The 22,772-nt window shown below is 67.8% G+C and carries 20 protein-coding genes and 1 pseudogene; 13 read left to right on the top strand and 8 right to left on the bottom strand.

Annotated features, from left to right (window positions below; translation table 11 throughout):
* Positions 1–34: 34 nt before the first annotated feature.
* Both ADBZ5N_RS02980 and ADBZ5N_RS02975 read right to left on the bottom strand, forming a co-directional pair.
* The gene (locus tag ADBZ5N_RS02980; protein ID WP_526256003.1) at positions 35–1,492 is read right to left on the bottom strand and encodes an aldehyde dehydrogenase; all 1,458 of its coding nucleotides are present in this window, start codon (positions 1,490–1,492) and stop codon (positions 35–37) included.
* Complete coding sequence (locus tag ADBZ5N_RS02975) at positions 1,489–3,843, bottom strand: CaiB/BaiF CoA transferase family protein (RefSeq protein ID WP_526256002.1); 2,355 nt, start codon at positions 3,841–3,843, stop codon at positions 1,489–1,491. The genes ADBZ5N_RS02980 and ADBZ5N_RS02975 overlap by 4 nt, the downstream gene beginning before the upstream one ends.
* Positions 3,844–3,933: 90 nt before the next feature.
* Between ADBZ5N_RS02975 and ADBZ5N_RS02970 the strand changes: the two genes are divergently transcribed.
* On the top strand, positions 3,934–4,695 hold the full coding sequence (locus ADBZ5N_RS02970; RefSeq protein ID WP_526256001.1) for a CPBP family intramembrane glutamic endopeptidase: 762 nt from the start codon (positions 3,934–3,936) through the stop codon (positions 4,693–4,695).
* A gap of 23 nt (positions 4,696–4,718) precedes the next feature.
* Here ADBZ5N_RS02970 and ADBZ5N_RS02965 read toward each other — a convergent pair whose 3' ends face one another.
* From ADBZ5N_RS02965 to ADBZ5N_RS02945, 5 genes are all read right to left on the bottom strand, one after another.
* The gene (locus ADBZ5N_RS02965; RefSeq protein ID WP_526256000.1) at positions 4,719–5,738 is read right to left on the bottom strand and encodes a zinc-binding alcohol dehydrogenase family protein; all 1,020 of its coding nucleotides are present in this window, start codon (positions 5,736–5,738) and stop codon (positions 4,719–4,721) included.
* A 27-nt stretch (positions 5,739–5,765) separates the two neighbouring features.
* Positions 5,766–6,068, bottom strand: coding sequence for a GlsB/YeaQ/YmgE family stress response membrane protein (locus tag ADBZ5N_RS02960; RefSeq protein WP_526255999.1), 303 nt, complete (start codon positions 6,066–6,068; stop codon positions 5,766–5,768).
* Between the two features lie 87 nt (positions 6,069–6,155).
* A complete protein-coding gene (locus tag ADBZ5N_RS02955; protein WP_526255998.1) occupies positions 6,156–7,238 on the bottom strand; it encodes an APA family fibronectin-binding glycoprotein in 1,083 nt (360 codons plus the stop codon).
* Between the two features lie 80 nt (positions 7,239–7,318).
* Positions 7,319–8,434: a sulfate/molybdate ABC transporter ATP-binding protein gene (locus ADBZ5N_RS02950; RefSeq protein WP_526255997.1), complete on the bottom strand. Its 1,116-nt coding sequence runs from the start codon at positions 8,432–8,434 to the stop codon at positions 7,319–7,321.
* A complete protein-coding gene (locus ADBZ5N_RS02945) occupies positions 8,427–9,236 on the bottom strand; it encodes an ABC transporter permease (RefSeq protein ID WP_526255996.1) in 810 nt (269 codons plus the stop codon). The genes ADBZ5N_RS02950 and ADBZ5N_RS02945 overlap by 8 nt, the downstream gene beginning before the upstream one ends.
* An 80-nt stretch (positions 9,237–9,316) precedes the next feature.
* Between ADBZ5N_RS02945 and ADBZ5N_RS02940 the strand changes: the two genes are divergently transcribed.
* The 4 genes from ADBZ5N_RS02940 to ADBZ5N_RS02925 all read left to right on the top strand — a co-directional run bounded on the left by ADBZ5N_RS02940 (position 9,317) and on the right by ADBZ5N_RS02925 (position 13,524).
* Positions 9,317–10,234 (top strand): LLM class F420-dependent oxidoreductase, encoded by a 918-nt coding sequence (locus ADBZ5N_RS02940; protein WP_526255995.1) that lies wholly within the window; start codon positions 9,317–9,319, stop codon positions 10,232–10,234.
* A gap of 72 nt (positions 10,235–10,306) precedes the next feature.
* Positions 10,307–11,683, top strand: coding sequence for a type II NADH:quinone oxidoreductase Ndh (ndh, locus tag ADBZ5N_RS02935; protein ID WP_526255994.1), 1,377 nt, complete (start codon positions 10,307–10,309; stop codon positions 11,681–11,683).
* A gap of 76 nt (positions 11,684–11,759) precedes the next feature.
* A complete protein-coding gene (locus ADBZ5N_RS02930) occupies positions 11,760–12,122 on the top strand; it encodes a hemophore-related protein (RefSeq protein WP_526255993.1) in 363 nt (120 codons plus the stop codon).
* A 40-nt stretch (positions 12,123–12,162) separates the two neighbouring features.
* Positions 12,163–13,524, top strand: a complete 1,362-nt coding sequence (locus ADBZ5N_RS02925; protein ID WP_526255992.1) for a sensor histidine kinase — start codon at positions 12,163–12,165, stop codon at positions 13,522–13,524.
* 6 nt (positions 13,525–13,530) lie between these two features.
* Here ADBZ5N_RS02925 and ADBZ5N_RS02920 read toward each other — a convergent pair whose 3' ends face one another.
* Positions 13,531–13,944: a PaaI family thioesterase gene (locus tag ADBZ5N_RS02920; protein WP_526255991.1), complete on the bottom strand. Its 414-nt coding sequence runs from the start codon at positions 13,942–13,944 to the stop codon at positions 13,531–13,533.
* A gap of 120 nt (positions 13,945–14,064) precedes the next feature.
* On the opposite strand from ADBZ5N_RS02920, the gene ADBZ5N_RS02915 reads away from it, so the two are divergent.
* From ADBZ5N_RS02915 to ADBZ5N_RS02880, 8 genes and pseudogenes are all read left to right on the top strand, one after another.
* Positions 14,065–14,454, top strand: a complete 390-nt coding sequence (locus ADBZ5N_RS02915) for a BlaI/MecI/CopY family transcriptional regulator (RefSeq protein WP_526255990.1) — start codon at positions 14,065–14,067, stop codon at positions 14,452–14,454.
* 33 nt (positions 14,455–14,487) lie between these two features.
* Positions 14,488–15,411, top strand: coding sequence for a M56 family metallopeptidase (locus ADBZ5N_RS02910; RefSeq protein ID WP_526255989.1), 924 nt, complete (start codon positions 14,488–14,490; stop codon positions 15,409–15,411).
* 26 nt (positions 15,412–15,437) lie between these two features.
* Entirely contained in the window at positions 15,438–16,889 is a 1,452-nt protein-coding gene (gene gnd / locus ADBZ5N_RS02905) for an NADP-dependent phosphogluconate dehydrogenase (RefSeq protein WP_526255988.1), read from the top strand.
* Positions 16,890–16,894: 5 nt separating this feature from the next.
* Positions 16,895–18,361, top strand: coding sequence for an alpha/beta fold hydrolase (locus ADBZ5N_RS02900; RefSeq protein WP_526255987.1), 1,467 nt, complete (start codon positions 16,895–16,897; stop codon positions 18,359–18,361).
* A gap of 9 nt (positions 18,362–18,370) precedes the next feature.
* On the top strand, positions 18,371–19,819 hold the full coding sequence (locus tag ADBZ5N_RS02895; RefSeq protein WP_526255986.1) for a GuaB1 family IMP dehydrogenase-related protein: 1,449 nt from the start codon (positions 18,371–18,373) through the stop codon (positions 19,817–19,819).
* 115 nt (positions 19,820–19,934) lie between these two features.
* Complete coding sequence (locus ADBZ5N_RS02890) at positions 19,935–21,302, top strand: CNNM domain-containing protein (protein ID WP_526255985.1); 1,368 nt, start codon at positions 19,935–19,937, stop codon at positions 21,300–21,302.
* Positions 21,292–22,347, top strand: a complete 1,056-nt coding sequence (locus ADBZ5N_RS02885) for a CBS domain-containing protein (protein ID WP_526255984.1) — start codon at positions 21,292–21,294, stop codon at positions 22,345–22,347. Before ADBZ5N_RS02890 ends, ADBZ5N_RS02885 begins: the two co-directional genes overlap by 11 nt.
* Positions 22,340–22,772 (top strand): annotated as a pseudogene (locus tag ADBZ5N_RS02880) (3-methyladenine DNA glycosylase); the annotation flags it as partial. The gene ADBZ5N_RS02885 and the pseudogene ADBZ5N_RS02880, both read left to right, overlap by 8 nt.

The following is a 22,772-nucleotide window of genomic DNA, read 5'->3' as shown; positions in this document are numbered from 1 at the left end:
CCCCCGGGCCGGGCTGAACCGGGCTCAACGCCGCTCAGCCGTCGGCCGGGCCGACCCGGTAGATGGACTTCAGCGAGAAGAATTCCGCCAGCCCCTCCGGGCCGAGTTCCCGGCCGATACCGCTGGCCTTGACCCCGCCGAAGGGCGCGGCCATGTCGAGTTGGTAGTCGTTGATACCGACTGTGCCGGTGTGGATTTCGCGCGCCACCTCGGTGGCCCGGTCGGTATCGGTGGACCACACCGTTCCGGCCAACCCGAACTCGCTGTCGTTGGCCAACTCGATGGCGTGCGCATCGCTGTCGTAAGGAATCACCGCGAGCACCGGCCCGAATATCTCTTCCTGGGCGATCCGGGCCGAGTTGTCGACGTCGGCGAACACCGTCGGCTCGACGAACCAGCCGCGCGGCTGGTCGGCCGGAACATCGCCGCCGGCAACCAGTTTCGCGCCACTGCGCTTGCCGTCCTCGATGTAGCCCAGGACGCGTTCACGCTGGCGGGCACTGACGACCGGCCCTATGTCGGTGGCCATGTCCAGCGGATCACCCACGGCGAGTCCGTTAATCAGGTCGGCCAGGGCGTCGACCACCTCGCCGTAGCGGGACCGAGGCGCCAGGATCCGCGAACCCAGGAAGCATGTCTGGCCGTTGTTGACCAGCGATACCGACTTCAGGCCGGCCATGGTGGCGTCCAGATCGGCGTCGTCGAGGATGATGGCGGCTGACTTGCCGCCAAGTTCGAGGGTGACCGGCCGCAACAACCTGCCGCACACCTCGCCGATGATCCGGCCGACCGCCGTCGAACCGGTGAAGCTGACCTTGTCGACACCGGGGTGGGACACCAGGTGGGCACCGGCCTGCGTTGCACCCGGGACCACGTTGAGCACACCGGGGGGGATTCCGGCTTCCTCTGCGGCTTCCGCGAAAACCAATGCATCCAAGGCGGTTTCGGGTGACGCCTTGAGCACGACCGTGCATCCGGCGGCCAGCGCCGGGGCCAGCTTGAACGCGGCCAGGGCTTGTGGGTAGTTCCACGGCACGATTGCAGCGACCACTCCGACCGGTTCCCGGCGGACGATGGTGTGGCCGGTCCTGCTCGGCCGGATTTCCTCTATGGGCGTTTCAGTGATCAGCTTGGCGTAGTAGGCCATCAGAGCGGCCGGGAAAAGGCCATTGGCGCCGCGGGACAACCGCATCGGCATGCCGTTCTCGCGGGTCACCAATTCGGTGGTGCTGGCCGCACGCGCATGCAGTGCCGCAGCGAAGTCCATCAATGCTTTCGCCCGGTGATCCGGTGAGGCCGATCGCCAGCCCGGCAGCGCCGCCCGCGCGGCGGCCACGGCCGCGTCGATGTCGGCCTCAGTTGCGCTGGCGCCGTCACCGAGAAGTTCACCGGTCGCCGCCTCGAGAACCGGTTCGGCCTTGTCGGCGATCCGGAACCTCCCGTCGATGTACAACTGCGGGCCGTCGGTGGCCGAGCTGTTGGTGGTTTTCATTGCGGAACCCCTTCTCGATCCTCGGCGGCGAACAGGGCGCCGCTGGCGATCAACTCGTCGATCTGTGTCGCCGTCATCCCCAGCACGTCGCGGCACACCCGACGGGTGTCTGCGCCGGGCAGTGGCGCCGGACGTTGCGGCGACGCCGGAATGTTCCGGAACGGGGCCGGCCCGGTTTCAGCAGGTAAGGGCATCTCGAACAGGGGATGCGTCATGTCCACCAACACATTGCGCCAGCGCAACTGGGGATGGTCGTAGACCTCGTCGGGCCGGTTCATCGGGCCCGCCGCGACGCCGGCGGCCTGCAGCCGTTCGGCCACCTCCTGTGGTGGGTGTTGCGCCGCCCACCGGCTCAGTTCCACACCGCCGCTGATAGTGGCCGCTGCGCGCTTGTCGGACTCCGACAGCAGCGACACCACACACCATTCATCGTCCCCGGCGCAGCGCAGTACCAGGTGCACTTCCTCGTCGTGGCAGATGGACGTGCCGTCGCCGGCGGCCTCGGCGGCCTCGGCGGCCAGCAGCACGAACCGGGTGTCCAGCTGGTTGATGCCCGCCTCGGCCTGCGAAACGTGAATCCGCGCTCCCACCCCGCTGCGCCGCCTGCGGATCAACCCGGCCAACGCTCCGATCGCACTGATCCGGCCCACCACATGATCCGGGAAGATGGTGGTGGCGTCGTAAAACGGATGGCGCGCAGCGGGATTGGGTTGATCAGAGGTCCACAGGCTGGTAACACCCGTCGCGGCCCGCACCAGCGGCCCATAGCCCAGTCGGGTGCTCCACGGCCCTTGATCGCCGTAGGCGCTGCTCTCGGCGATCACCAGCGAGGGGTTGAGTTCTTCGAGCCGTTGGGGTCCAAAACCCAAGGCGGCCAACGTTCCCGGCTTGAAGTTGGCGAAGAGTGCGTCGGCGGTCCCGACGAGTTCGGCGAATACCCCCGCACCTGCCGGGTTGCGCAGATCGACACCGAAACCCAGATGGTTGCGGTGGGCGCGCGCGAAGGAGTCGCCGATCGCCTGGTGGGGACGTTTCTGCCGCAGACCGTCCGGGTAGGCGGCGCTTTCGACCTTGACGACCTCCGCACCGAGGTCGCCGAATAGTCTGCTCAATTCGCCGCCGGCGACGATGATGCCGAGGTCGGCGACCCGAATGCCCTCCAGCGGCAGGCCTCCGACGGGCGCCCCCGGCACAGGGTCGAACCGCTCCCCCCGCCAGCAGGGCTCCTCGGCCCCGACCGGCCGGGCGGCGGTCCGGAAACCGGCCCGCTCGCCGTCCACTGACCAGTACCCGACCGGTACCCGGGCCGTCACGCCGGGGGCCAGTTCGGCGTCGGTGAGGGCGCCCACGGCGTCGAGATGGTCGGAGTGCAGTGCCTCCGAGGCGGTCAGCACAGCGGCGATCGGGACGCCATGGCGTTGCCCCTCGGCGACCAGTTGGTCTCTGGTGCGCTGGGTGAACATCGCGCCGATCAGCGCGCCGAGTTCGTCGAACGCCTGGGCCCGGGCGGCGAGGGTGTCAAAGCGCGGGTCCTGGAACCGCTCCGGCTCACCGAGCCAGGCGCGCAAGCCGTGCCACTGCCGGGGCGCCATCACACAAATCCGGACGAACCCGTCGCTGCACTTGAAGATGGGATAGAGGTCCTGGTTTCGCGGCCTGCCCCGCCAGCGTTCGCCGCCCTTGCGGGCGGTGGCCGCCTGGCCCTGGGTTCCGAACGGCGGATCCAACGCCATAACCACCGCGTCAAACCGGGAAAAGTCGATGTAGTCACCCGCTCCGCAGCGCACCCGGTTGAAATAGGCCACCAACAGCACCCACGTCGCCTGTACCGCGGCCGTCGCCGACGCGATGCCGTCCGGGGGCAACACGGGCGTACCGACGGTCGGACCCGACCGGGACAGCGCGGTGCACATGGCGTAGAGAACCGGGTCGGTAGCCCGCCACGATGCGTACGGTCCGGTGCTGCCGAAGTCGCTGACCAGCATGGTGACCAAGTGGCTGAACCGGTCGGCCAGATCTGCGCAGGAGGTGCCGTAGCCCGCAAGTGATCCGGTGTCGATGACGATGTCGGCTTCGGCGGCCAGGGCGATCAGCCTGTTCCGGTCGGATTCCCCGGCCGGGTCGAGCATGACCGTGCGTTTGTTGGCGTTATGCAGGGCGAACGGGATGCTGACCCCACCCACTGTGGGTAGCTGCCGCCGAGTCGGGCTACCGCCGGGGGGTTCCACTTTGAGGACGTCGGCACCCAGGTCGGCCAGCAACCGGGTGACGGTGTCGGCGCGACCGTCGCAGAGATCGAGCACCCGAAGTCCGGCCAGCAGCGGCCCATTTCCGGTGTCATTGTCGACCAAGGCAGCCTCTTCCGTCGTCCGCGACGAGCTTAATCGGTGTGTTCTACGTCGTATTGGAGGTGTCGGAACCGCAGGTAGAATGAAGAGCAAATGCCTAATCACAGCGCGGAGGCCGCGCCGCCTCACCCTGCGCTGGCGCAATTGGCCGCATTGCACCACTTGCGGGTGTACCTCGACATCGCCGTGGTGATCGTGGTGCTGGCGATCTCGAACCTGATCGCCCACTTCACCACCCCGTGGGCGAACATCGCTACCGTCCCGGCAGCCGCGCTGATGCTGGTGCTGCTGGTGCGCGCCCGCGGACTGGGCTGGTCGGAACTCGGTCTGGGCCGCGAACATTGGAAATCCGGTGCAGGCTACGCGGCCGCGGCGGTCGGGCTGGTGCTCGCCGTGATCGCCATCGGGGCGCTGCTGCCGTGGACGCGGCCGATGTTCCTCAATGACCGTTACGCAACCCTGTCCGGTGCGCTGGTGGCGTCGATGATCATCATTCCACTGCAGACGGTCATCCCCGAGGAACTGGCTTTCCGCGGAGTTCTGCACGGGGCTCTGGACCGGGCCTGGGGTTTCCGCGGCGTGGCTGCCGCCGGTTCGTTGCTGTTCGGCCTGTGGCATATCGCGTCGTCGCTGGGTTTGACCGCCGGCAACGCCGGCTTCACCCGGATCCTCGGCGGCGGCGTGTTCGGAATGATCGCCGGCGTACTGGGCGCTGTGCTGGCCACCGCGGCGGCCGGTTTCGTCTTCACCTGGCTGCGGCGGCGCAGCGGCAGCCTGCTGGCACCGATCGCGTTGCACTGGTCGCTCAACGGCATGGGCGCACTCGCGGCCGCCCTGGTCTGGCAGCTCTCCTAGGACTGGTTGCGCGACCGGTGGCGTTACGGCACGAGCACAGCCGCCCCGGCGATGCGGCCTTCGGCGAGGTCTGACAGCGCGCGGTCAGCCTCGGTAAGCCGGTATTGCGGCGCAGTCACCTCGATGTGGTGCCGTCCCGCGAAGGCCAGAAACTCCCGGGCATCGGCGCGGGTGTTGGAGCTCACAGAGCGGATCTGACGCTCCTGGAAAAGGTGACGTTGGTAGTTCAGTGCCGGGATATCGCTGAGGTGGATACCCGCCACCGCCAGCGTGCCGCCCCGATCGAGCGCCTCCAGCGCTGGCGGCACCAGATCTCCGACCGGAGCGAACAAGATCGCAGCGTCCAATTTGACCGGCGGGGGCTGCGCGGCACCCTGGGCCGAGGCGACCCCCAATGCCAGCGCCAAGTCGCGGGCCAGCCCGCCACGGGTCATCACATGAACCTCGGCGCCTTGAGCCAGCGCCACCTGCGCGGTGATGTGGGCGCTGCCCCCGAACCCGTACAAACCGAGTCTGCCGCCCGGCGGAAGATCCGCGCGCATCAGCGCGCGGAAGCCGATGATGCCGGCGCACAGCAACGGTGCGAGTTCGGCGTCGCTGTACCCGCCGGGCAGTCGATGCGCGAAAGCTGCTGGCACCGTGGCAAAGTCGGCGTAACCGCCGTCGGCGTCCCATCCGGTGTAGCGAGAGCCCTGGCACAGATTCTCCGCACCACGCCGGCAGTAGACACACCGGCCGCAAGTGTGCCGCAACCAGGCGATGCCTACCCGGTCCCCGAGCGAGAAACGCTCAGCACCCGCCCCGAGCGACACCACCTCGCCGACAACCTCATGCCCGGGCGTGACACCCGGCCGGTGGACTGCAAGGTCTCCTTCGGCGACGTGCAGGTCGGTCCGGCACACGCCGCAGGCACGAACCGCCACCAACAACTCACCGGCAGCGGGTTGGGGAACCTCAGCGCGTTCGTCGAACTCCAGCGGGCGGCTGCGGACCGGTCCGGGTTCACGCACCCGCCAGGCACGCATCGTGGTGGGAACCGTCATACCCCCATGCTGCACGCCCGGAGTCGATCAGGCCCTGCTGCGAACCTTCCCCACGATCCAGAGCAGAACCACCGAGCCCAGGATCGCAGTGAACAGTGTGAACCACCACCCGCCACCGGCGGTGTTCAGGAAGAAGCTGAGTAGGAAACCGCCGATCAGAGCGCCGACGATGCCGATGACAATGTTCATCAGCAGGCCGGAGCCGCCACCTTTGACGAGCTTGCCGGCGATCCACCCGGCGATCGAGCCGATGATGATGTAACCGATCCACCCGACGCTCGTGGTCGTCGACGACCGAGCCAGCAGTTCAGTTGCAGCGATGATGTCCATCCGAGGATCCCCTCAGTTCGTCGGCCGACGTGCGCACCGGCCGTGTCTTGTGAACGCTACAGCCCAAGGACGATCCGCTGCGGGCAATCAGGCCGGTGGCGGCGGTGGCGGCGGCGCGTTGGGGTCCGCGGGCGGCGGCGGTGGCGGCGGCGCGTTGGGGTCCGCGGGCGGCGCCGGTGGTACCGGCGCGTTGGGGTCCGCGGCCGGTGCCGAAGCGGGCGCCGGTGAGGTGTACGGCCGGATCGACTCCGCCAACGCCTTCGCCGACGCAGTGTCGATCGGATCCTTGGCGGTACCCAGCCAAACCACAAACCACCGGTTGCCCGGATCGCTGCCGCCCCCCGCCGTCCCAACCACACTGGCCCAGATCTGGCCGTTCGGCTTGGCGGTGTCGGTGAACTTCACGTCATAGGACGATGCCGAGCCGGGCATATCGCCGGCCTGGAGACTGGTGGTCTGCTGATTGAGGCGGGTGCCGGCGAACGGCATGAAGAACTCGCCCATATCCGAGGCGAGTCGAACGGCGGCCTTGCCATTGTCCTGCTCAGCACCGGCGAACAGTTTCATGTCCAGCCGTCCCAGCAGAATGCTGGTGTCAGTGGCGGTCTGGGCGGGCTGACCGGGCAGCGGGGCAGGGCCGATCTGCTTGAGCAGCAAAGCCTGTCCGTAGCTCAACCGGGAGGCGTCGGCCGCCTCCCAGCCCGCGGGCAGGACGTAGCTGAACCCACCGGCGGCGTTCTCGACGCGGCCGGCCTCGGCTGCGGGCGCAGTTGCCGGCGCAGGTGCGTTGGGGTCGAGCGGCCCGGGAGCAGGGGCGCCGGGCGCAGGTGGGGCCGCAGGCGGTGGCGGTGCCGCCGGATCGACAGGAGCCGCAGGCGGCGGCGCGGCGGGGGCCGGGGCAGGCGCGTTGGGATCTGCCGGGGGCGCGGGGGGCGCCGGTTGCCCGGCAGGTGCCGGCGTCGGCGCAGGCGGGGGCGGCGCGGGAGCCGGTGGAGGCGCCGGGGCGGCCGGAGGTGCGGTTGTGGGGGCCGGAGGTGGCGGCGGAGGAACGGGTTCAGCTGCCGCGATCGGCGGCAGCGCCATCGTCACCACGGTGGCACCAGCTAAGGCCGTGGCGGCCAAGGCCGACCACAGTTTCGGGCGTCGTGAAGTCGGGTCCGACTGCGTCATGGCGCAAAACCTACCGTGTTGCCGCCATGACGCAAGTTCGTGGCGGGCTGTGTCGGCTGTCGAGTCACAACGGTGACATTTCATGGTGACTGAACCGAACGATGACCGCCGTGCAAACTCACCGACTGCGTTTTAACCACCATCCACACGGTTTTCCCGACAGCCAAGCGCAATTCGGCAACCGCTTCGGGGGTGATGTCGGCGGCCAGACCCGGCGCTCCGTCTGGCTGCTCGGTGCCTCGCACCCGGATCGCCCCGCCGGTCATGTCGATCGCGGCGATGCGGACCTCGATGCTGTTGCGCGGACTGCCACGCGGCTTGTCCGGATAGACCGCGACTGCGGCCGGGGGAAAGACCGCCACCACCTCCGATGTCTCCGCCAGGATTTCAGCCGGAACGCCGTGCCAAACCGCGCCGGCACTGCTCAGCCTGGTCGGGCCTGTGGTGGTCGGGCCCGTAAGAACGCCCCGCACCACGTTGACTCCGGCGATCCGGGCGCCGAACCGGCTCCGCGGCGCGGCCAGAAAGCCGGCTACCGGCCCCGATTCAGCAACGACTCCCCGTTCAAGCACGAGGACTCGGTCGGCGATGCCGAGCACGTCGAGCAGGTCGTGGGTGACCAGGACCGCGGGCCGAGACGACACGCCTGCGTGGGTGAGCACGTCGCGCAGCACCGGACGCACCGCCGCCGCGCCGGCCACGTCAAGTCCCGCGAGTGGCTCGTCGAGCAGCAGCACGTCGGGGTCGGCGGCCAGCGCACGGGCCAGGGCTACCCGCTGGGCCTGCCCACCGGACAATTCCGCGGGCCGCCGGTTTGCCATTTCTGCCGCCCCCACCCAATCCAGCCAGTGCTGGGCGCCGGGACCAGACCTCGTCACCCGCCTGCCGTGCCGTGCGGCAAACACCACGTTGTCCATCACCGTCATGTGCGGGAATAGCAGAGGATCCTGCTGCAGTAGGCCGACTCTGCGGTCGTGCACCGCAACGTGCACCCCGGTGTCGGTATCGGTCAGGGTCCGGTCCCCAACTCGCACCCTCGCCCGGTCGGCATGCAGCAACCCGGCCACCACCGACACGGCGGTGGACTTCCCCGCACCGTTGGGCCCGACCACCGCCAGGACCTCCCCAGCCGCGACGGTGAAGGCGACGTCCACGCCGCGGTCCGCTACCGCGACAGTCACTTCGAGGTCAGACACCGCTTCGCCGTCCGGTGATGCGGCCGGAACCCAATCCCAGGACGACGACCGCGGCGACAGCGACCAGCAGGACCGAAAGCGCCACCGCCGCGTCGGGGTCGGCCTCGCGTTGGAGATAAATCTCCAGGGGCAGAGTGCGGGTGACACCCGGTCTGGAGCCGGCGAAGGTCAACGTCGCACCGAACTCTCCCAGGGCCCGGGCGAAGGCCAGAACCGCCCCTGACACCAGTCCGGGTCCCAGCAGTGGCAGGGTCACCCGCCACCACACCGCCGAGGGGCGCGCACCCAGCGTGGCGGCCACGGTGTCGTAGCCGCGCCCGGCGGTGCGGGCGGCACCCTCCAGGGCGATGACGAGGAACGGCAACGACACGAAAGTCTGCGCCAGCACCACCGCTGCGGTGCTGAACGCGACCCGGATTCCGGCCGCCTCCAGGTACTGGCCGAGCAAGCCGAGTCGGCCGAACACGTACAGCAGCGCAAGACCACCCACCACCGGCGGCAGCACCAGCGGCAACAGCACGATCGGACGCAGTAGCCGAGCTACCCGGCCGTCGTGGCGGGCCAGCACCAGCGCGAGTGGAACACCGAGCACCAAACACAGCAGGGTGCTCGCGGCCGCGGTCCGCAAACTGAGCAGTAACGCGGTCTGCGAGGTCGGACTGGTCACGAGGAACCCGAACCGCGCCCAGTCGGCGTTGACGGCCAGCGCCACCAGCGGCAAGGCCACAAACACAACCCCGGCCGCGGCCGGAAGGTAGACCCAGCGCGGCAGACCCACTGGCGACGACACGATCGCCCTCATCCGTGTCAGCCTAAAGCCGGCGGCACCGGCTGCGGTTCGGCCGCAGGCCAGCGGTCAGGTCCCACCGCTACTGTGCAGGCGTGACCATCCGAATGGGCCTGCAGATCCCGAATTTCTCCTACGGCACACCGGTGACCGAGCTGTTCCCCACCGTGGTCGCCCAGGCCCGGGAGGCCGAGGCTGCCGGCTTCGACGCCGTCTTTGTGATGGACCACTTCTACCAACTGCCCATGCTGGGCTCACCCGATCAGCCGATGCTGGAGGCTTACACCGCCCTCGGTGCACTGGCGACGGCCACAGAACGGGTTCTGTTGGGGACGCTGGTAACCGGCAACACGTACCGCAACCCGACCCTGCTGGCCAAGATCATCACCACGTTGGACGTCGTCAGCCAGGGCCGCGCGGTGCTGGGCGTGGGGACCGGCTGGTTCGAACTCGAGCACACCCAACTCGGTTTCGAGTTCGGTACCTTCACCGAGCGGTTCGCCAAGCTGGATGAGGCGCTGCACATCATGCTGCCGATGATTGGCGGCGAGCGGGTCAGTTTCGCCGGGCGGTACTACCGCACCGAAGATGCCGTCGCGGTGCCGCGTTTCGGTGACCGCATTCCGCTGCTGATCGGCGGAAGTGGTGAAAAGAAAACATTCGGCCTGGCAGCGCGCTATTTCGACCACCTCAACATCATTGCGGCTCTCGACGAACTCCCCGGCAAAGTGGCGGCTCTGGCGCGCCGCTGCGAAGAGGTCGAGAGAGATCCGGCCAGCCTGGAGACAAGCGTCCTGCTGACCGCGATTCCCGACCCGAACTTCACCGCGGAGATGGTCCCCGCGCCGATGCGCGGTCGGATGGTGGTCGGCAGCCCGCAACGGATCGCCGATGCGGTCCAGACCAGCGTGGTCGATGCCGGTATCGACGGTGTCATCGTCAATCTGCCCAGCTACGTCCCCGGCTCGATCGCGGCGGTCGGCGAGGCGCTCAGACCGGTCGTGGGACGATGACCTGGCGGGGTTACCTTATGCATGTAATTCGGTAGGCGCCTGCACCACGTGAGATAGACCTGAGGAGCGAAGATGACCCACCCCGGTGCCACTCCGTCGGATAAGCACAAGGTCGTCATCATCGGCTCGGGCTTCGGCGGTCTCAACGCCGCCAAGAAGCTCAAGCGGGCCGACGTCGACATCAAGATGATCGCCAAGACCACCCACCACCTGTTCCAGCCGCTGCTCTACCAGGTGGCGACCGGCATCATCTCCGAAGGCGAGATTGCGCCGCTGACCCGGGTCGTCCTGCGTAATCAGAAGAACTGCCAGGTGCTGCTCGGCGAGGTCACCTACATCGACCTCGCCCGCAAGACTGTCGACTCGGTGCTGCTCGGCCACACCTACCGGACCCCCTACGACTCCCTGATCGTCGCGGCGGGCGCCGGCCAGTCCTACTTCGGCAACGATCACTTTGCCGAATGGGCGCCCGGCATGAAGACCATCGACGACGCCCTGGAACTGCGCGGCCGCATTCTGGGCGCCTTCGAGCAGGCCGAACGCTCCAGCGATCCGGAGCGCCGGGCCAAACTGTTGACCTTCGTGGTCGTCGGTGCCGGCCCCACCGGCGTGGAGATGGCCGGCCAGATCGCCGAACTCGCCGACCACACCCTCAAGGGCGCGTTCCGGCACATCGACTCCACCAAGGCGCGGGTGATCCTGCTCGATGCCGCCTCGGCCGTGCTGCCGCCGATGGGCGAGAAGCTGGGCAAGAAGGCCGCCGCGCGGCTGGAAAAGCTCGGAGTGGAAATCCAACTCGGTGCCATGGTCACCAACGTCGACCGCAACGGGATCAACGTCAAGTACAGCGACGGGCGCGAGGAGCGCATCGAGTGCCAGACCAAGGTGTGGTCGGCCGGTGTCGCGGCCAGCCCGTTGGGCAAGCACATCGCCGACCAGAGCGGCGCCGAGGCCGACCGGGCCGGTCGGGTCAAGGTGCTACCGGACCTCACGGTGCCGGGCCACCCGGAGGTCTTCGTGATCGGCGATATGGCGGCAGTCGAGGGCGTCCCCGGGCAGGCGCAGGGTGCGATCCAGGGGGCTCGGTACGCGGCGCGGCTGATCAAGGCCGAGCTCAAGGGCGCCGACCCGGCGGCCCGGGTCCCCTTCAAATACTTCGACAAGGGCTCGATGGCGACCGTGTCGCGCTATTCGGCGGTCGTCCAGGTCGGCCCACTGGAGTTCGGCGGGTTCATCGGCTGGCTGTCCTGGCTCTTCCTGCATCTGCTCTATCTGGTCGGTTTCAAGGCGCGCCTCACCACCGCGCTGTCGTGGGTCGGGACCTTCATCGGCAGCCACCGCGGCCAGCTCACCATCACCGAGCAGCAGGCCTATGCCCGCACCCGGATTGAGCAGCTTGAGGAAATAGTCGAACAGGTCGAGGACAACGAGATCACCGCCTCCTCCTGATAAAGGGCCGCCGCGAACTATCGCTGCGCTGCAAATAGCATGGTGTTCAGCCGCACTGATCCGATGAGGGGAAGCCATGAAGCCACTGCTGCTGGGCGCCGCGATCACTCTTGGTGCCAGCGCGATCCTGATGGCACCCGCAGGTCTCAGTCGCGCCGACGACCTCCCGCCAGGCTGTACCACTGCGGATATGACCGGTGTCATGTCGGGGATCTCCGCGGCGATGTCGGCGTACCTGTTCACCCATCCCGACGTCAACGCGTTCTTCAGCGGATTGCAGGGGCTGCCCAAGACCGAGGTACGCGAGCAGACCGAGGACTATCTGAACGCCAACCCCGATGTGCGCGACGAGATCGAAGCCATCCGCAAACCCTCGCGGGATTTCCGCGACCGCTGCAATCTGCCCCAGCGTGCGCTGATCCTCGCCGACCTCATCTAGCCGAGCCTGCCGGCCCCGCCGGCGTAGCCATTGCTCAGCCATGGTGAAACCCAACGAAATCGTCTACCGGCTGCTGCAACGGCTGCCGAACCGAATGCTGTCGCTGCGGACCATCGTCATCACAGCGGCCCTCGCCGTCGTCGTTCTGGTGCTGACCCTCGGAACCTGGGTCTGGGTGGGTGTCACCAACGATCAGTACAGCCAGTTGGACCGGAGACTGGACTCTGTGAGCAGCCTCGGTGACTTCAGCACGCTGCTCACCGGTCCCCCGGCGTCCGGCCCGCCGAGCGCGGACGGGAATCTGGTGCGCACCGTCCGGGTCGGGTCCTCAACGACGTCGATACCCACCGGCGTCGTGCTACCAGCGCTGCCCGACGGGTACGCCAACACCACCATTGAAGGCGTGGAGTACCGGGTCCGCACCTTCTCGGTGGGCGGCGCGTCGATCGCGCTGGGGGCGCCGGTGGCCGAGACACAGCGCCGAATCACCGAATTGCATTGGCGCGTAATGGGAATCTGCGGTGGTGTCATCATCGGCACGGTGGTGATCGGCTGGTTCTTCTCGCTGATCATGATCGACCCGTTCCGTCTGCTGGCCCAGCAGGCCCGGGCGATCAACGCTCAGTCCAAACCCGATGAGGTACAGGTCCGCGGGGTACGAGAAGCGGTGGAGATCGGCGAGGCGGTCGAGGGCATGCTGGCCCGCATCGGCGACGAACAGGCCAAAACCAAAGCGGCCCTTGAGTCTGCACGCGACTTCGCCGCGGTCGCCTCACACGAACTGCGTACACCGCTGACCGCGATGCGGACCAACCTCGAGGTGCTGTCCACCCTCGACCTCGGTGACGAACAGCGTAAGGAGGTCATCGGCGACACCATGCGCACGCAGAGCCGTATCGAGGCGACGTTGACCGCACTGGAGCGTCTCGCTCAAGGGGAACTCACCACCGCCGACGATTTCGTCTCCTTCGATATCACCGAACTGCTCGACCGTGCCGCCCACGATGCCGAGCGCATCTACTCCGATCTCGCGGTGTCGCTGGTGCCCTCGCCGGCGGTACCGATGGTCGGGCTACCGGCCGGCCTCCGTCTGGTCATCGACAACGCGATCGTCAACGCCGTCCGACACGGTGGCGCCACCGAAGTGCAGTTGGCCGTGCACAAGTCCCCCGCGGCGGTGGAGGTCACCATCGACGACAACGGCAGCGGGGTAGCCGAGCAGGAGCGGACCGCGGTGTTCGAACGCTTCTCCCGCGGCTCCAAGGTCATCCATGCCGGCTCCGGACTCGGGCTGGCCCTGGTCGCTCAACAAGCCGAACTACATGGCGGCACTGCATCTTTGGACACCAGCCCGCTCGGTGGGGCGCGACTGACGCTGCGCTTGGCCACCGATACGGGTTAGGGCCGGTTAGGCGTCGGAATCCAGATTCTGCAGCCGGACCTGGCCGCGGGCGACCAGTCGATCCCGATCGTCGCGGATCGTCACCAACCACAACTGCTGACGGCGGCCGCGGTGCACCGGCTCGGACATCCCGTAGACGGTGCCGCCGGTGACCGCCCGCAGGAAGTCGGTGTTGTTGTTGACCCCGACCACATTCCCGCCACCATTGGCCGACAACCAGACGTAGGCCGACACACTGGCCAGCGACTCCACCATCGAGCACCACACCCCACCGTGCACAATGCCCATCGGCTGCAACAGCGTGGGCTTGACCGTCAGTTCGGCCTTGATCCCGTCTGGAGTCACTTCGGTGTAGGTCAACCCGATCTCGGCGTCGAAGGGAGCGGACAGTTCGGGGGCGGGGACATCCGGCGAGTGCACGCCCCCTTGTTTACACCGCTGGCGGAACTTTCCCGCTGCCGGCCGAGTTGATGGAAGAGGTTTGGGTACGACGACCGGTAGTAAACGGGAGTAGTCTCAGTTCGAGGAGACGACGAGGACATGGCAAAGCTGACCGGACTCGGGGAGTTGGAACGCGCCGTGATGGATCACCTGTGGGGTGCTGATCAGCCACAGACGGTCCGCCAGGTGCACCAATCCCTGTGCACCCAGCGCGACCTTGCCTACACCACCGTGATGACCGTGCTGCAACGGCTGGCCCGCAAGGACCTCGTGGTGCAGATCCGCGACGACCGCGCGCATCGCTATGCGCCCACCCACGGACGCGATGAACTGGTGGCCGGCCTGATGGTCGACGCCCTGGCCCAGGCCGCCGATTCCGACGACCGCCAGGCAGCCCTCGTGCACTTCGTCGAACGTGTTGGCGCCGACGAGGCCGATGCCCTGCGCCGCGCCTTAGCCGACCTGGAAGCCAAACACCGGATCTGCTAGCGCCCAGCGCTGCACCTAGTGGAGACTGGCGGCGTGTCAGCGCTGGCCTTCACTCTCCTCGCCCTGGTGCTCACCGGGCCGGTCCCGGCTCTGCTGGCCCGGGCCGAGTGGCCGATGAGAGCGCCCCGGGCCGCGGTGGTGCTCTGGCAGGCCGTTGCACTGGCGGCGGTCCTGTCGGCGTTCAGCGCCGGACTGGCGCTGGCCGTTCGGCTGTTCGTACCCGGACCCGACGGCCGACCGACCGCCGATCACGCCGACCAGATCGCGGCGCTGGGCTGGCCGCTGTGGTTGTCGGCGGTGCTGGTCCTGGTGTTGACGCTGCTGATCGGCGCGCGCCTGATGGTGGCCGTCGCGGCGGTGGGTATCGGCACCCGGCGGCGCCGGGCGCACCACCGCATGCTGGTCGACCTGCTGGCCGAACGACACCGCGAACTTGGCGGGGTTCGGGTCCTCGACGTCGCCGAACCGCTGGCCTACTGCCTGCCCGGCGTACGCAGCCGGGTGGTGCTCAGCCGGGGCACCCTGGCGGCGCTGAGCGCGCCGGAACTGGCCGCGATCCTTCGACACGAGCGGGCGCATTTGCGGGCCCGGCACGATCTGGTGCTCGAAGCGTTCATCGCCGTGCACACCGCCTTCCCGCGTTTCGTTCGCAGCGGCAGCGCTCTGAACGCGGTCCGACTGCTGGTCGAACTACTCGCCGACGACGCCGCTGTGCACGCGGCCGGCCCGAAGCCGCTGGCCCGGGCCCTGGTGACCTGCGCGTGCGGACCGACCCCCGCCGGTGCCCTGGCCGCCGGCGGTCCTAGCACGGTGATCCGGGTACGGCGGCTGTCCGGACCCCCCAACAGCCTGCGAGTCGCCGTCGCCGCCTACCTGTCCGCCGCGGCGGTATTGGTCATTCCGACCATCGCGGTGGCAATCCCATGGCTCACTGAACTGCAACGGCTGTGGCCGTAACGGGCCCCGAACAAGAAAGGCGATCAATGAGCTCCTCGCAGAAGGCGACCGCGCAGATCGGTGTTACCGGTCTAGCGGTCATGGGTTCCAATATCGCCCGCAACTTCGCCCGGCACGGCTACACCGTGGCGCTGCACAACCGCTCCATCGCCAGAACCGACGCGCTGCTCGCCGAACACGGCGCCGAGGGCGACTTCGTCCGTTCCGAAAGCGTCGCGGAGTTCTTGGCCGCGCTGGAAAGACCGCGCCGGGTTCTCATCATGGTCAAGGCCGGTGAGGCCACCGACGCGGTGATCAACGAACTCGCCGACGCCATGGAACCGGGCGACATCATCATCGACGGAGGCAACGCGCTCTACACCGACACCATCCGCCGGGAGAAGGCCATGGCTGACCGCGGCCTGCACTTCGTCGGCGCGGGCATCTCCGGTGGTGAGGAAGGGGCGCTCAACGGGCCGTCCATCATGCCCGGCGGCCCCAGGGAATCCTACGAATCGCTAGGGCCGTTGCTCGAAGAGATCTCCGCCCATGTCGACGGTGTCCCGTGCTGCACCCATATCGGCCCGGACGGTGCCGGCCACTTCGTCAAGATGGTGCACAACGGCATCGAGTACTCCGACATGCAACTCATCGGCGAGGCCTACCAGTTGCTGCGCGACGGTCTGGGACTCACCGCGCCGCAGATCGCCGAGGTGTTCACCGAGTGGAACTCCGGCGACCTGGACAGCTTCTTGGTCGAGATCACCGCCGAGGTGCTGCGCCAGACCGACGCCAAGACCGGTAAACCGCTGGTCGACGTGATCGTCGACGAGGCCGAGCAGAAGGGCACCGGACGCTGGACGGTGAAGTCCGCGCTGGATCTCGGTGTCCCGGTCACCGGTATCGCCGAGGCGGTGTTCGCCCGCGCACTGTCCGGATCGGTGCCGCAGCGCCGTGCGGTAGCTGGATTCGCATCCGGAAAGCTGGGCCAAAAGCCCTCCGACGCACATCAATTCATCGAAGACGTCCGCCAATCGCTGTATGCCTCCAAGCTCATTGCTTACGCTCAGGGCTTCAACCAGATCCAGGCCGGATCCGACGAGTACGACTGGGACATCAAGCCCGGCGACCTGGCCACGATCTGGCGTGGTGGCTGCATCATTCGCGCGAAATTCCTCAACCGGATCAAGGACGCCTACGACGCCGACCCGGCGCTGCCGACCCTGATTGCCGACCCTTACTTCCGTAGCGCCGTCGAGTCGAGCGTCGACGGCTGGCGGCGGGTGGTGGTGACGGCCACCGAGTTGGGCATTCCGATCCCCGGTTTCGCCTCGGCACTGTCCTACTACGACGCACTGCGCACCGACCGCCTCCCGGCTGCTCTGATCCAGGGTCAACGTGACTTCTTCGGCGCCCACACCTACGGCCGCATCGACGCTGACACCGCCGCGCGGTTCCATACCCAGTGGAGTGGTGACCGCACCGAAGTACAGATGTAGAAGAAATGCGGACCCTCGCAGCGGCAGCCGCGGTCGGCGTCGTCCTCGTTACCTCATGTGCTACCCCGCCGGCGAGTCCGCCGATCCTGGAGTGGACGAGCTGTGGTGAGTTGGCCGGTCAGGTGCGTGAATGCGCCAGCGTGCAGGTTCCACTGGACTACGCCGATCCGAAGGGGCCGACGATCACGCTGGCGCTGGCCCGCATCCCGGCCCGGGGTCCCGGCACCCGCCTGGGCTCGATCCTGGTCGATCCGGGCGGGCCGGGAATCTCCGGGGTCGACGAGATACTGTCGCTGCCCAAACAGTTGAGCCCCGAGGTCGAGGCCCGCTACGACGTGGTGGGCTGGGACCGGCGTGGGGTGGGCACAAGCAACCCGGTGTGGTGTCGCACGCCGGAGCAGATGGGTGACTACGCCCGCGCGTTGGCCGCGGCTCAGTGGGAGACCGCCATCACCGCCGGGGCGATCACGGCATGGGCCGAGCAGTCCCAGGCCTTCGCCGACGGATGCGCCGAGCGCAACCCCGGACTTCTCCCGCACATCGGCACCCGCGACTCCGCACGGGATCTTGAATCCCTACGAGTGGCACTCGGCGAGCCGACACTGAACTACCTTGGCTGGTCGCACGGAACCAAACTGGGGGCCCTCTACATCGACATGTATCCGCGCTCAGTAGGGCGCATGGTGCTCGACAGCGGCATCGATCCCTCGCTGTCGATCAGCGACTACAACCGGGGACAGTCACGGGCCCTGGAGGCCCAGTTGATGCGCTTCGTGAACTACTGCACCGGTTCCGGCGAATGTCCACTTCCCGCCGATCCCGATGCTGCCACGGCCACCCTCAAGCGCTACCTGCTGAGTTTGCCGGCCGAGACCGAGGCGCCCACGGTCGCCACCCGCGGTGACGCCATGGCGGCTCTGAGCCGTGCGATGTACGTACCACCGAACACCTTTCCCGCACTGCTCGCAGCCCTACGTGCCGGACTGGCCGGCGATGGCCGCCAACTGGCCGAACTGGGCGGGCTACGCGTTAACCCCGACTCCAAGCCGTCGAATATGCTCAACGCCCTATACGCCATCAACTGTTACGATTCCACACCCACCCCCGGCCTAGATGGGACCTTGGACCTGGCACTGGACTGGAACCGCGAAGCGCCAATATTCGGCTCGAACAACGCCTGGGGAGGATTGCGCTGCAACGACTTTCCGGCGCGCGACCCCCTTGGTCCGCGACCGGTTCGCGGCGACGGCGCCGCGCCCGTTCTCGTCGTCGGCGCCCGCTACGACGGAGCCACACCAATCGAGTGGTCCAAGGCACTGGCCAGCCAACTGGTATCGGCCCGCCTGATCGTCGCCGATACCGACGTGCACGCGGTGTACCCCGATTACAACCGGTGCGTCGTTCGTATCGTCGACACCTACCTACTGGAGGGAACCGCACCGGCATCGGTCTCCGAGTGCCCTGCTGATTAGGCTTGCCCAGTGCGCTTCCTCGAAGGTCACCGACCAGGCTCCGGCCTGAACGGAGACCTGACCTACGACGACGTCTTCATCGTGCCGGGCCGCTCTGAGGTGACCTCGCGATTCGACGTCGATCTGTCCACCGTCGACGGAACCGGCACCACCATCCCCGTCGTCGTCGCCAATATGACCGCGGTGGCCGGCCGCCGGATGGCCGAGACGGTCGCCCGCCGCGGCGGTCTGGTGGTGCTCCCCCAAGACTTGCCCATCGAGGCGGTTCGGCAGACCGTGGGCTTCGTCAAAAGCCGTGATCTGGTCGCCGACACCCCGGTCACTCTGACCGCCGAGGACTCGGTCTCCGACGCGGTGGCACTGATCCACAAGCGGGCCCACGGCGCGGCCGTCGTCGTCGACGGGAACAAACCGGTCGGACTGGTCACCGCGGCCGCGACGGCCGGGGTGGACCGGTTCACCCGAGTCCGGGATATCGCCGTACGCGACTTCGTCACCGCTCCGGTGCATACCGACCCCCGCGCGGTGTTCGAACTGCTCGAGCACGCACCGATCGACGTGGCGGTACTCACCGCACCGGACGGCTCCCTGGGTGGGGTGCTCACCCGCACCGGCGCGGTGCGGACCGGCATCTACTCCCCCGCTTTGGACGGCGCAGGCCGGCTGGCCATCGCGGCGGCCGTCGGCATCAACGGCGATGTGGCGGCCAAAGCACGGTCACTGGCCGAGTCGGGCATCGACGTGCTGGTCATCGACACCGCCCACGGCCATCAAATGAAGATGCTGGAGGCCATCAAGGCGGTCGCCGCACTGGATCTGGACATTCCGCTGGCGGCCGGCAATGTGGTTTCCGCCGAGGGGACCCGGGACCTGCTCGCCGCGGGGGCGTCGATCGTCAAGGTCGGAGTGGGCCCGGGTGCGATGTGCACCACCCGAATGATGACCGGAGTCGGGCGTCCTCAGTTCTCTGCGGTGCTCGAATGCGCAGCGGCGGCAGGGGAACTCGGCGGACACGTGTGGGCGGACGGCGGTGTGCGCCACCCCCGTGATGTTGCCTTGGCCCTGGCAGCAGGTGCGGCTAACGTGATGATCGGGTCGTGGTTCGCGGGCACCTACGAGTCCCCGGGGGACTTGATGTTCGACCGCGACGGCAGACCGTTCAAGGAGAGTTACGGGATGGCCTCCAAACGTGCCGTCGCCGCCCGCACCGCCGGTGACAGCGCCTTCGATCGGGCCCGCAAGGCACTCTTCGAGGAGGGGATCTCCAGCTCCCGGATGTCGCTGGACCCGTCCCGCGGCGGCGTGGAGGACCTGCTCGACCACATCACCTCCGGGGTGCGCAGCACCTGCACCTACGTCGGCGCCCGCACCATCACCGAACTGCACGAACGGGCGATCCTCGGGGTGCAGTCGGCGGCCGGGTTTGCCGAGGGCCACCCGTTGCCCACGGGTTGGTAACCGGAACTGCGGGAACCGCGAGCGGCTACCATGGTCGTCTGTCCTGTGAGCGGAAAGGGGTCGGCGTGCCGCAGGCCCCCAGTCTGAATTGCTTGGTGCGCCCAGCGGAGACCGGATGAGCACCGTCTCCGTTGGGCTGAGCCTGCTCGTCTTCGTACTCCTCACCCTGGGCACCGCGGTTTTCGTCGCGGCAGAGTTCTCCCTGACCGCACTCGAACGCAGCACCGTCGATGCCAATGCGCGCACCGGCGGCCCCCGCGACCGGATGGTTCAGCGGGCCCACCGAACCCTGTCCTTTCAGCTTTCCGGTGCCCAGGTCGGCATCTCGATCACCACGCTGATCACCGGCTATCTGGCCGAACCGGTGATCGCGCGACTGCTGGCGCCGCCGCTGTCGGCGATCGGCGTTCCTGCGGGCTGGGTCGAGGGGGTGGCCCTGATCACGGCATTGGTCATCGCGACCTCGGTGTCCATGGTGTTCGGCGAGTTGGTGGCCCAGTACCTCGCAATCGCCGTTCCGCTTCAGACCGCGCGGGTGGTCGCCGGCCCCCAGGTGTTCTTCTCTGCGGCGGTCACCCCGCTGATCCGGCTGACCAACGGGACAGCCAACTGGATATTGCACCGCTTCGGGATCGAACCCGCCGACGAACTCAGTTCGGCTCGCTCGCCGCAGGAATTGGCCTCGCTGGTCCGTAACTCGGCCAAGCAGGGCTCGTTGGACCAGGCCACCGCCGATCTGGTCGACCGGTCCCTGCAGTTCGGTGCCCGCAGCGCTGAGGAATTCATGACCCCCCGCTCTAAGATCGAATCCTTGGGGGCCGACGACACGGTTGCCGATCTGCTGGCGAAGGTTCGCCAGACCGGCCACTCCCGTTTCCCCGTCACCCGCGGCGATCTCGACGAAACCATCGGGGTGGTGCACATCAAGCAGGTCTTCGAGATACCCCATGGCGAGCGGTCCAGCACCCGGGTAGGCAGCTTCGCGATGAGCGTGCCGGTGGTCCCCTCCACTCTGGACGGCGACGCGCTGATGGACCGGATCCGGGCCAACGGCCTGCAGACCGCGCTGGTCGCCGATGAGTACGGCGGTATAGCCGGGATGGTGACCGTGGAGGACCTGATCGAGGAGATCGTCGGCGACATCCGCGACGAACATGACCCGTTCAGTCCTGAAGTCGTGAGAATCACCGGCGGACACCGGGTTTCAGGACTACTGCGGATCGACGAGGTGGCCGACCAGACGGGCTATCGGGCCCACGAGGGCGACTACGAGACGATCGGCGGGGTGGTCATGAACGCCCTTGGGCACATCCCTGCCGAGGGCGAGTCGGTGGAGCTCACCGCCTTCGAACCCGACGTCCTGGGCAAACCACCGGTGTGGCGGGCCACGGTGGCGAAAATGGACGGCCGCCGCATCGACCTGCTCGACCTGGTCCGCCTCACTCCACCGACCGCAGAGGGGCCTGGCACTGATGGGCGGTGACCTTTTCGCACTGGTGCTCACGGTGCTGCTGATCGCGGCCAACGCATTCTTCGTCGCCGCCGAGTTCGCCCTGATCTCGGCCCGCCGCGACCGCCTCAACGCGCTGGCCGAGCAGGGTAAGCGCAGTGCTGTGACGGTAATCCGGGCCGGCGAGAATCTGGCCGTGATGCTGGCCGGCGCACAGTTGGGCATCACGATCGGCTCGATCATCCTGGGCCGGGTGGGTGAACCGGCGATCGCCCATCTGTTGTCGCCGGTCTTTCACCTGATCGGCATTCCCGACGCGGTGCTGCACACGGTGTCGTTCGTGTTGGCCATCACCATCGTGGTGGTGCTGCACGTCCTGCTCGGTGAAATGGTGCCCAAGAACATCGCCCTGGCCGGGCCGGAAAAGGTCGCGATGCTGCTGGTGCCCGCATACCTGTTGTGGGTCAAATTAACTCGGCCGATCATCGCAATCTACGACTGGTGTGCACGCACTGTACTGCGGGCCGTCGGCGTCACCCCCAAAACCGAACTTGAGAACAGCGTCTCGATGGTGGAACTCGTGGAAATGATCGCGCAGTCCCGCTCGGAGGGGTTGTTGGACCCCGAGGAGCACAAGCGGCTGTCCCGCGCCTTGCAGATCCGCAATCGGGCGGTCAGTGACGTGGCGGTCCCCGCGGAGAAGATCCGTTCGATACCGACTGCCTCCGACGGCACCGGACCGAGCGTGGCGGCCATCGAACAGGCACTGGCCGAGACCGGGTATTCGCGTTTCCCGGTCGTCGACGACGCCGGCCGATTCACCGGATTCATCCACATCAAGGACATGCTCGACCTCGTCGAGCACCCGGACGCTGCGGTCAGCGCCTCGACCGTTCGCCACCTGCCGCGGCTTGCCGCCGACATGGCACTGCCCGACGCGCTGTCGCGACTGCGCCAGAGCAACAGCCATCTGGCCCTGCTCACCACCGACGACGGCGCGGTGTGCGGCATGGTGACGTTGGAGGATCTGGTCGAGGACCTGGTAGGCACGGTCCGCGACGGCATGCACCGTGCCTGAATCTGCGGCGGACTGGGCCCGCCGGGCCGAGGACCACCAGAACAGAGTCGATGAGTTCACGGTCGCGCACCGGGCAAGGGCCCGCACTGGTCAGAGTCATCCCGTGTGGGACTTCCTCTTCACCTACTACAGCCAGCGCCCGCGTCAATTGCGGGTCTGGCACCCCGGATACGGGACTGTTCTGACCGGCCCGGGCGCGACGGTCTACCTGAGGCGGGTCGGGTACGCGCAGACCAGCGACGGGGTCACGGTCAGCGATCGCTATCTGCACTCCCGGATCCCCACGGTGGGCTTCGTCGCCGGGTTGCTGCGCGCCACCGCCTCCCGGCCGGCCCGATTCGGCTGCTTCGGGATGCACGAGTGGGCGATGGTGTACCGGGCCGGCACGGTGCGGCACGATGGCGTCCCGCTGCGGCTGGGACGGG

It is taken from the genome of Mycobacterium sp., from assembly GCF_044370595.1.
Classification (GTDB): domain Bacteria; phylum Actinomycetota; class Actinomycetes; order Mycobacteriales; family Mycobacteriaceae; genus Mycobacterium.
The sequence above is the reverse complement of the archived record's forward strand: the minus strand, read 5'-3'. Positions and strand labels throughout refer to the sequence as shown.

Bases quoted from the DNA above. Each gene is read 5' to 3' on its own strand.
- ADBZ5N_RS02915 (WP_526255990.1), top strand. From the start codon at position 14,065: ATGGCAAAGCTGACCGGACTCGGGGAGTTGGAACGCGCCGTGATGGAT.
- ADBZ5N_RS02930 (WP_526255993.1), top strand. From the start codon at position 11,760: ATGAAGCCACTGCTGCTGGGCGCCGCGATCACTCTTGGTGCCAGCGCG.
- ADBZ5N_RS02925 (WP_526255992.1), top strand. From the start codon at position 12,163: ATGGTGAAACCCAACGAAATCGTCTACCGGCTGCTGCAACGGCTGCCG.
- ADBZ5N_RS02965 (WP_526256000.1), bottom strand. From the start codon at position 5,738: ATGACGGTTCCCACCACGATGCGTGCCTGGCGGGTGCGTGAACCCGGA.
- gnd (WP_526255988.1), top strand. From the start codon at position 15,438: ATGAGCTCCTCGCAGAAGGCGACCGCGCAGATCGGTGTTACCGGTCTA.
- ADBZ5N_RS02885 (WP_526255984.1), top strand. From the start codon at position 21,292: ATGGGCGGTGACCTTTTCGCACTGGTGCTCACGGTGCTGCTGATCGCG.
- ndh (WP_526255994.1), top strand. From the start codon at position 10,307: ATGACCCACCCCGGTGCCACTCCGTCGGATAAGCACAAGGTCGTCATC.
- ADBZ5N_RS02955 (WP_526255998.1), bottom strand. From the start codon at position 7,238: ATGACGCAGTCGGACCCGACTTCACGACGCCCGAAACTGTGGTCGGCC.
- ADBZ5N_RS02945 (WP_526255996.1), bottom strand. From the start codon at position 9,236: ATGAGGGCGATCGTGTCGTCGCCAGTGGGTCTGCCGCGCTGGGTCTAC.
- ADBZ5N_RS02970 (WP_526256001.1), top strand. From the start codon at position 3,934: ATGCCTAATCACAGCGCGGAGGCCGCGCCGCCTCACCCTGCGCTGGCG.
- ADBZ5N_RS02900 (WP_526255987.1), top strand. From the start codon at position 16,895: ATGCGGACCCTCGCAGCGGCAGCCGCGGTCGGCGTCGTCCTCGTTACC.
- ADBZ5N_RS02890 (WP_526255985.1), top strand. From the start codon at position 19,935: ATGAGCACCGTCTCCGTTGGGCTGAGCCTGCTCGTCTTCGTACTCCTC.
- ADBZ5N_RS02960 (WP_526255999.1), bottom strand. From the start codon at position 6,068: ATGGACATCATCGCTGCAACTGAACTGCTGGCTCGGTCGTCGACGACC.
- ADBZ5N_RS02980 (WP_526256003.1), bottom strand. From the start codon at position 1,492: ATGAAAACCACCAACAGCTCGGCCACCGACGGCCCGCAGTTGTACATC.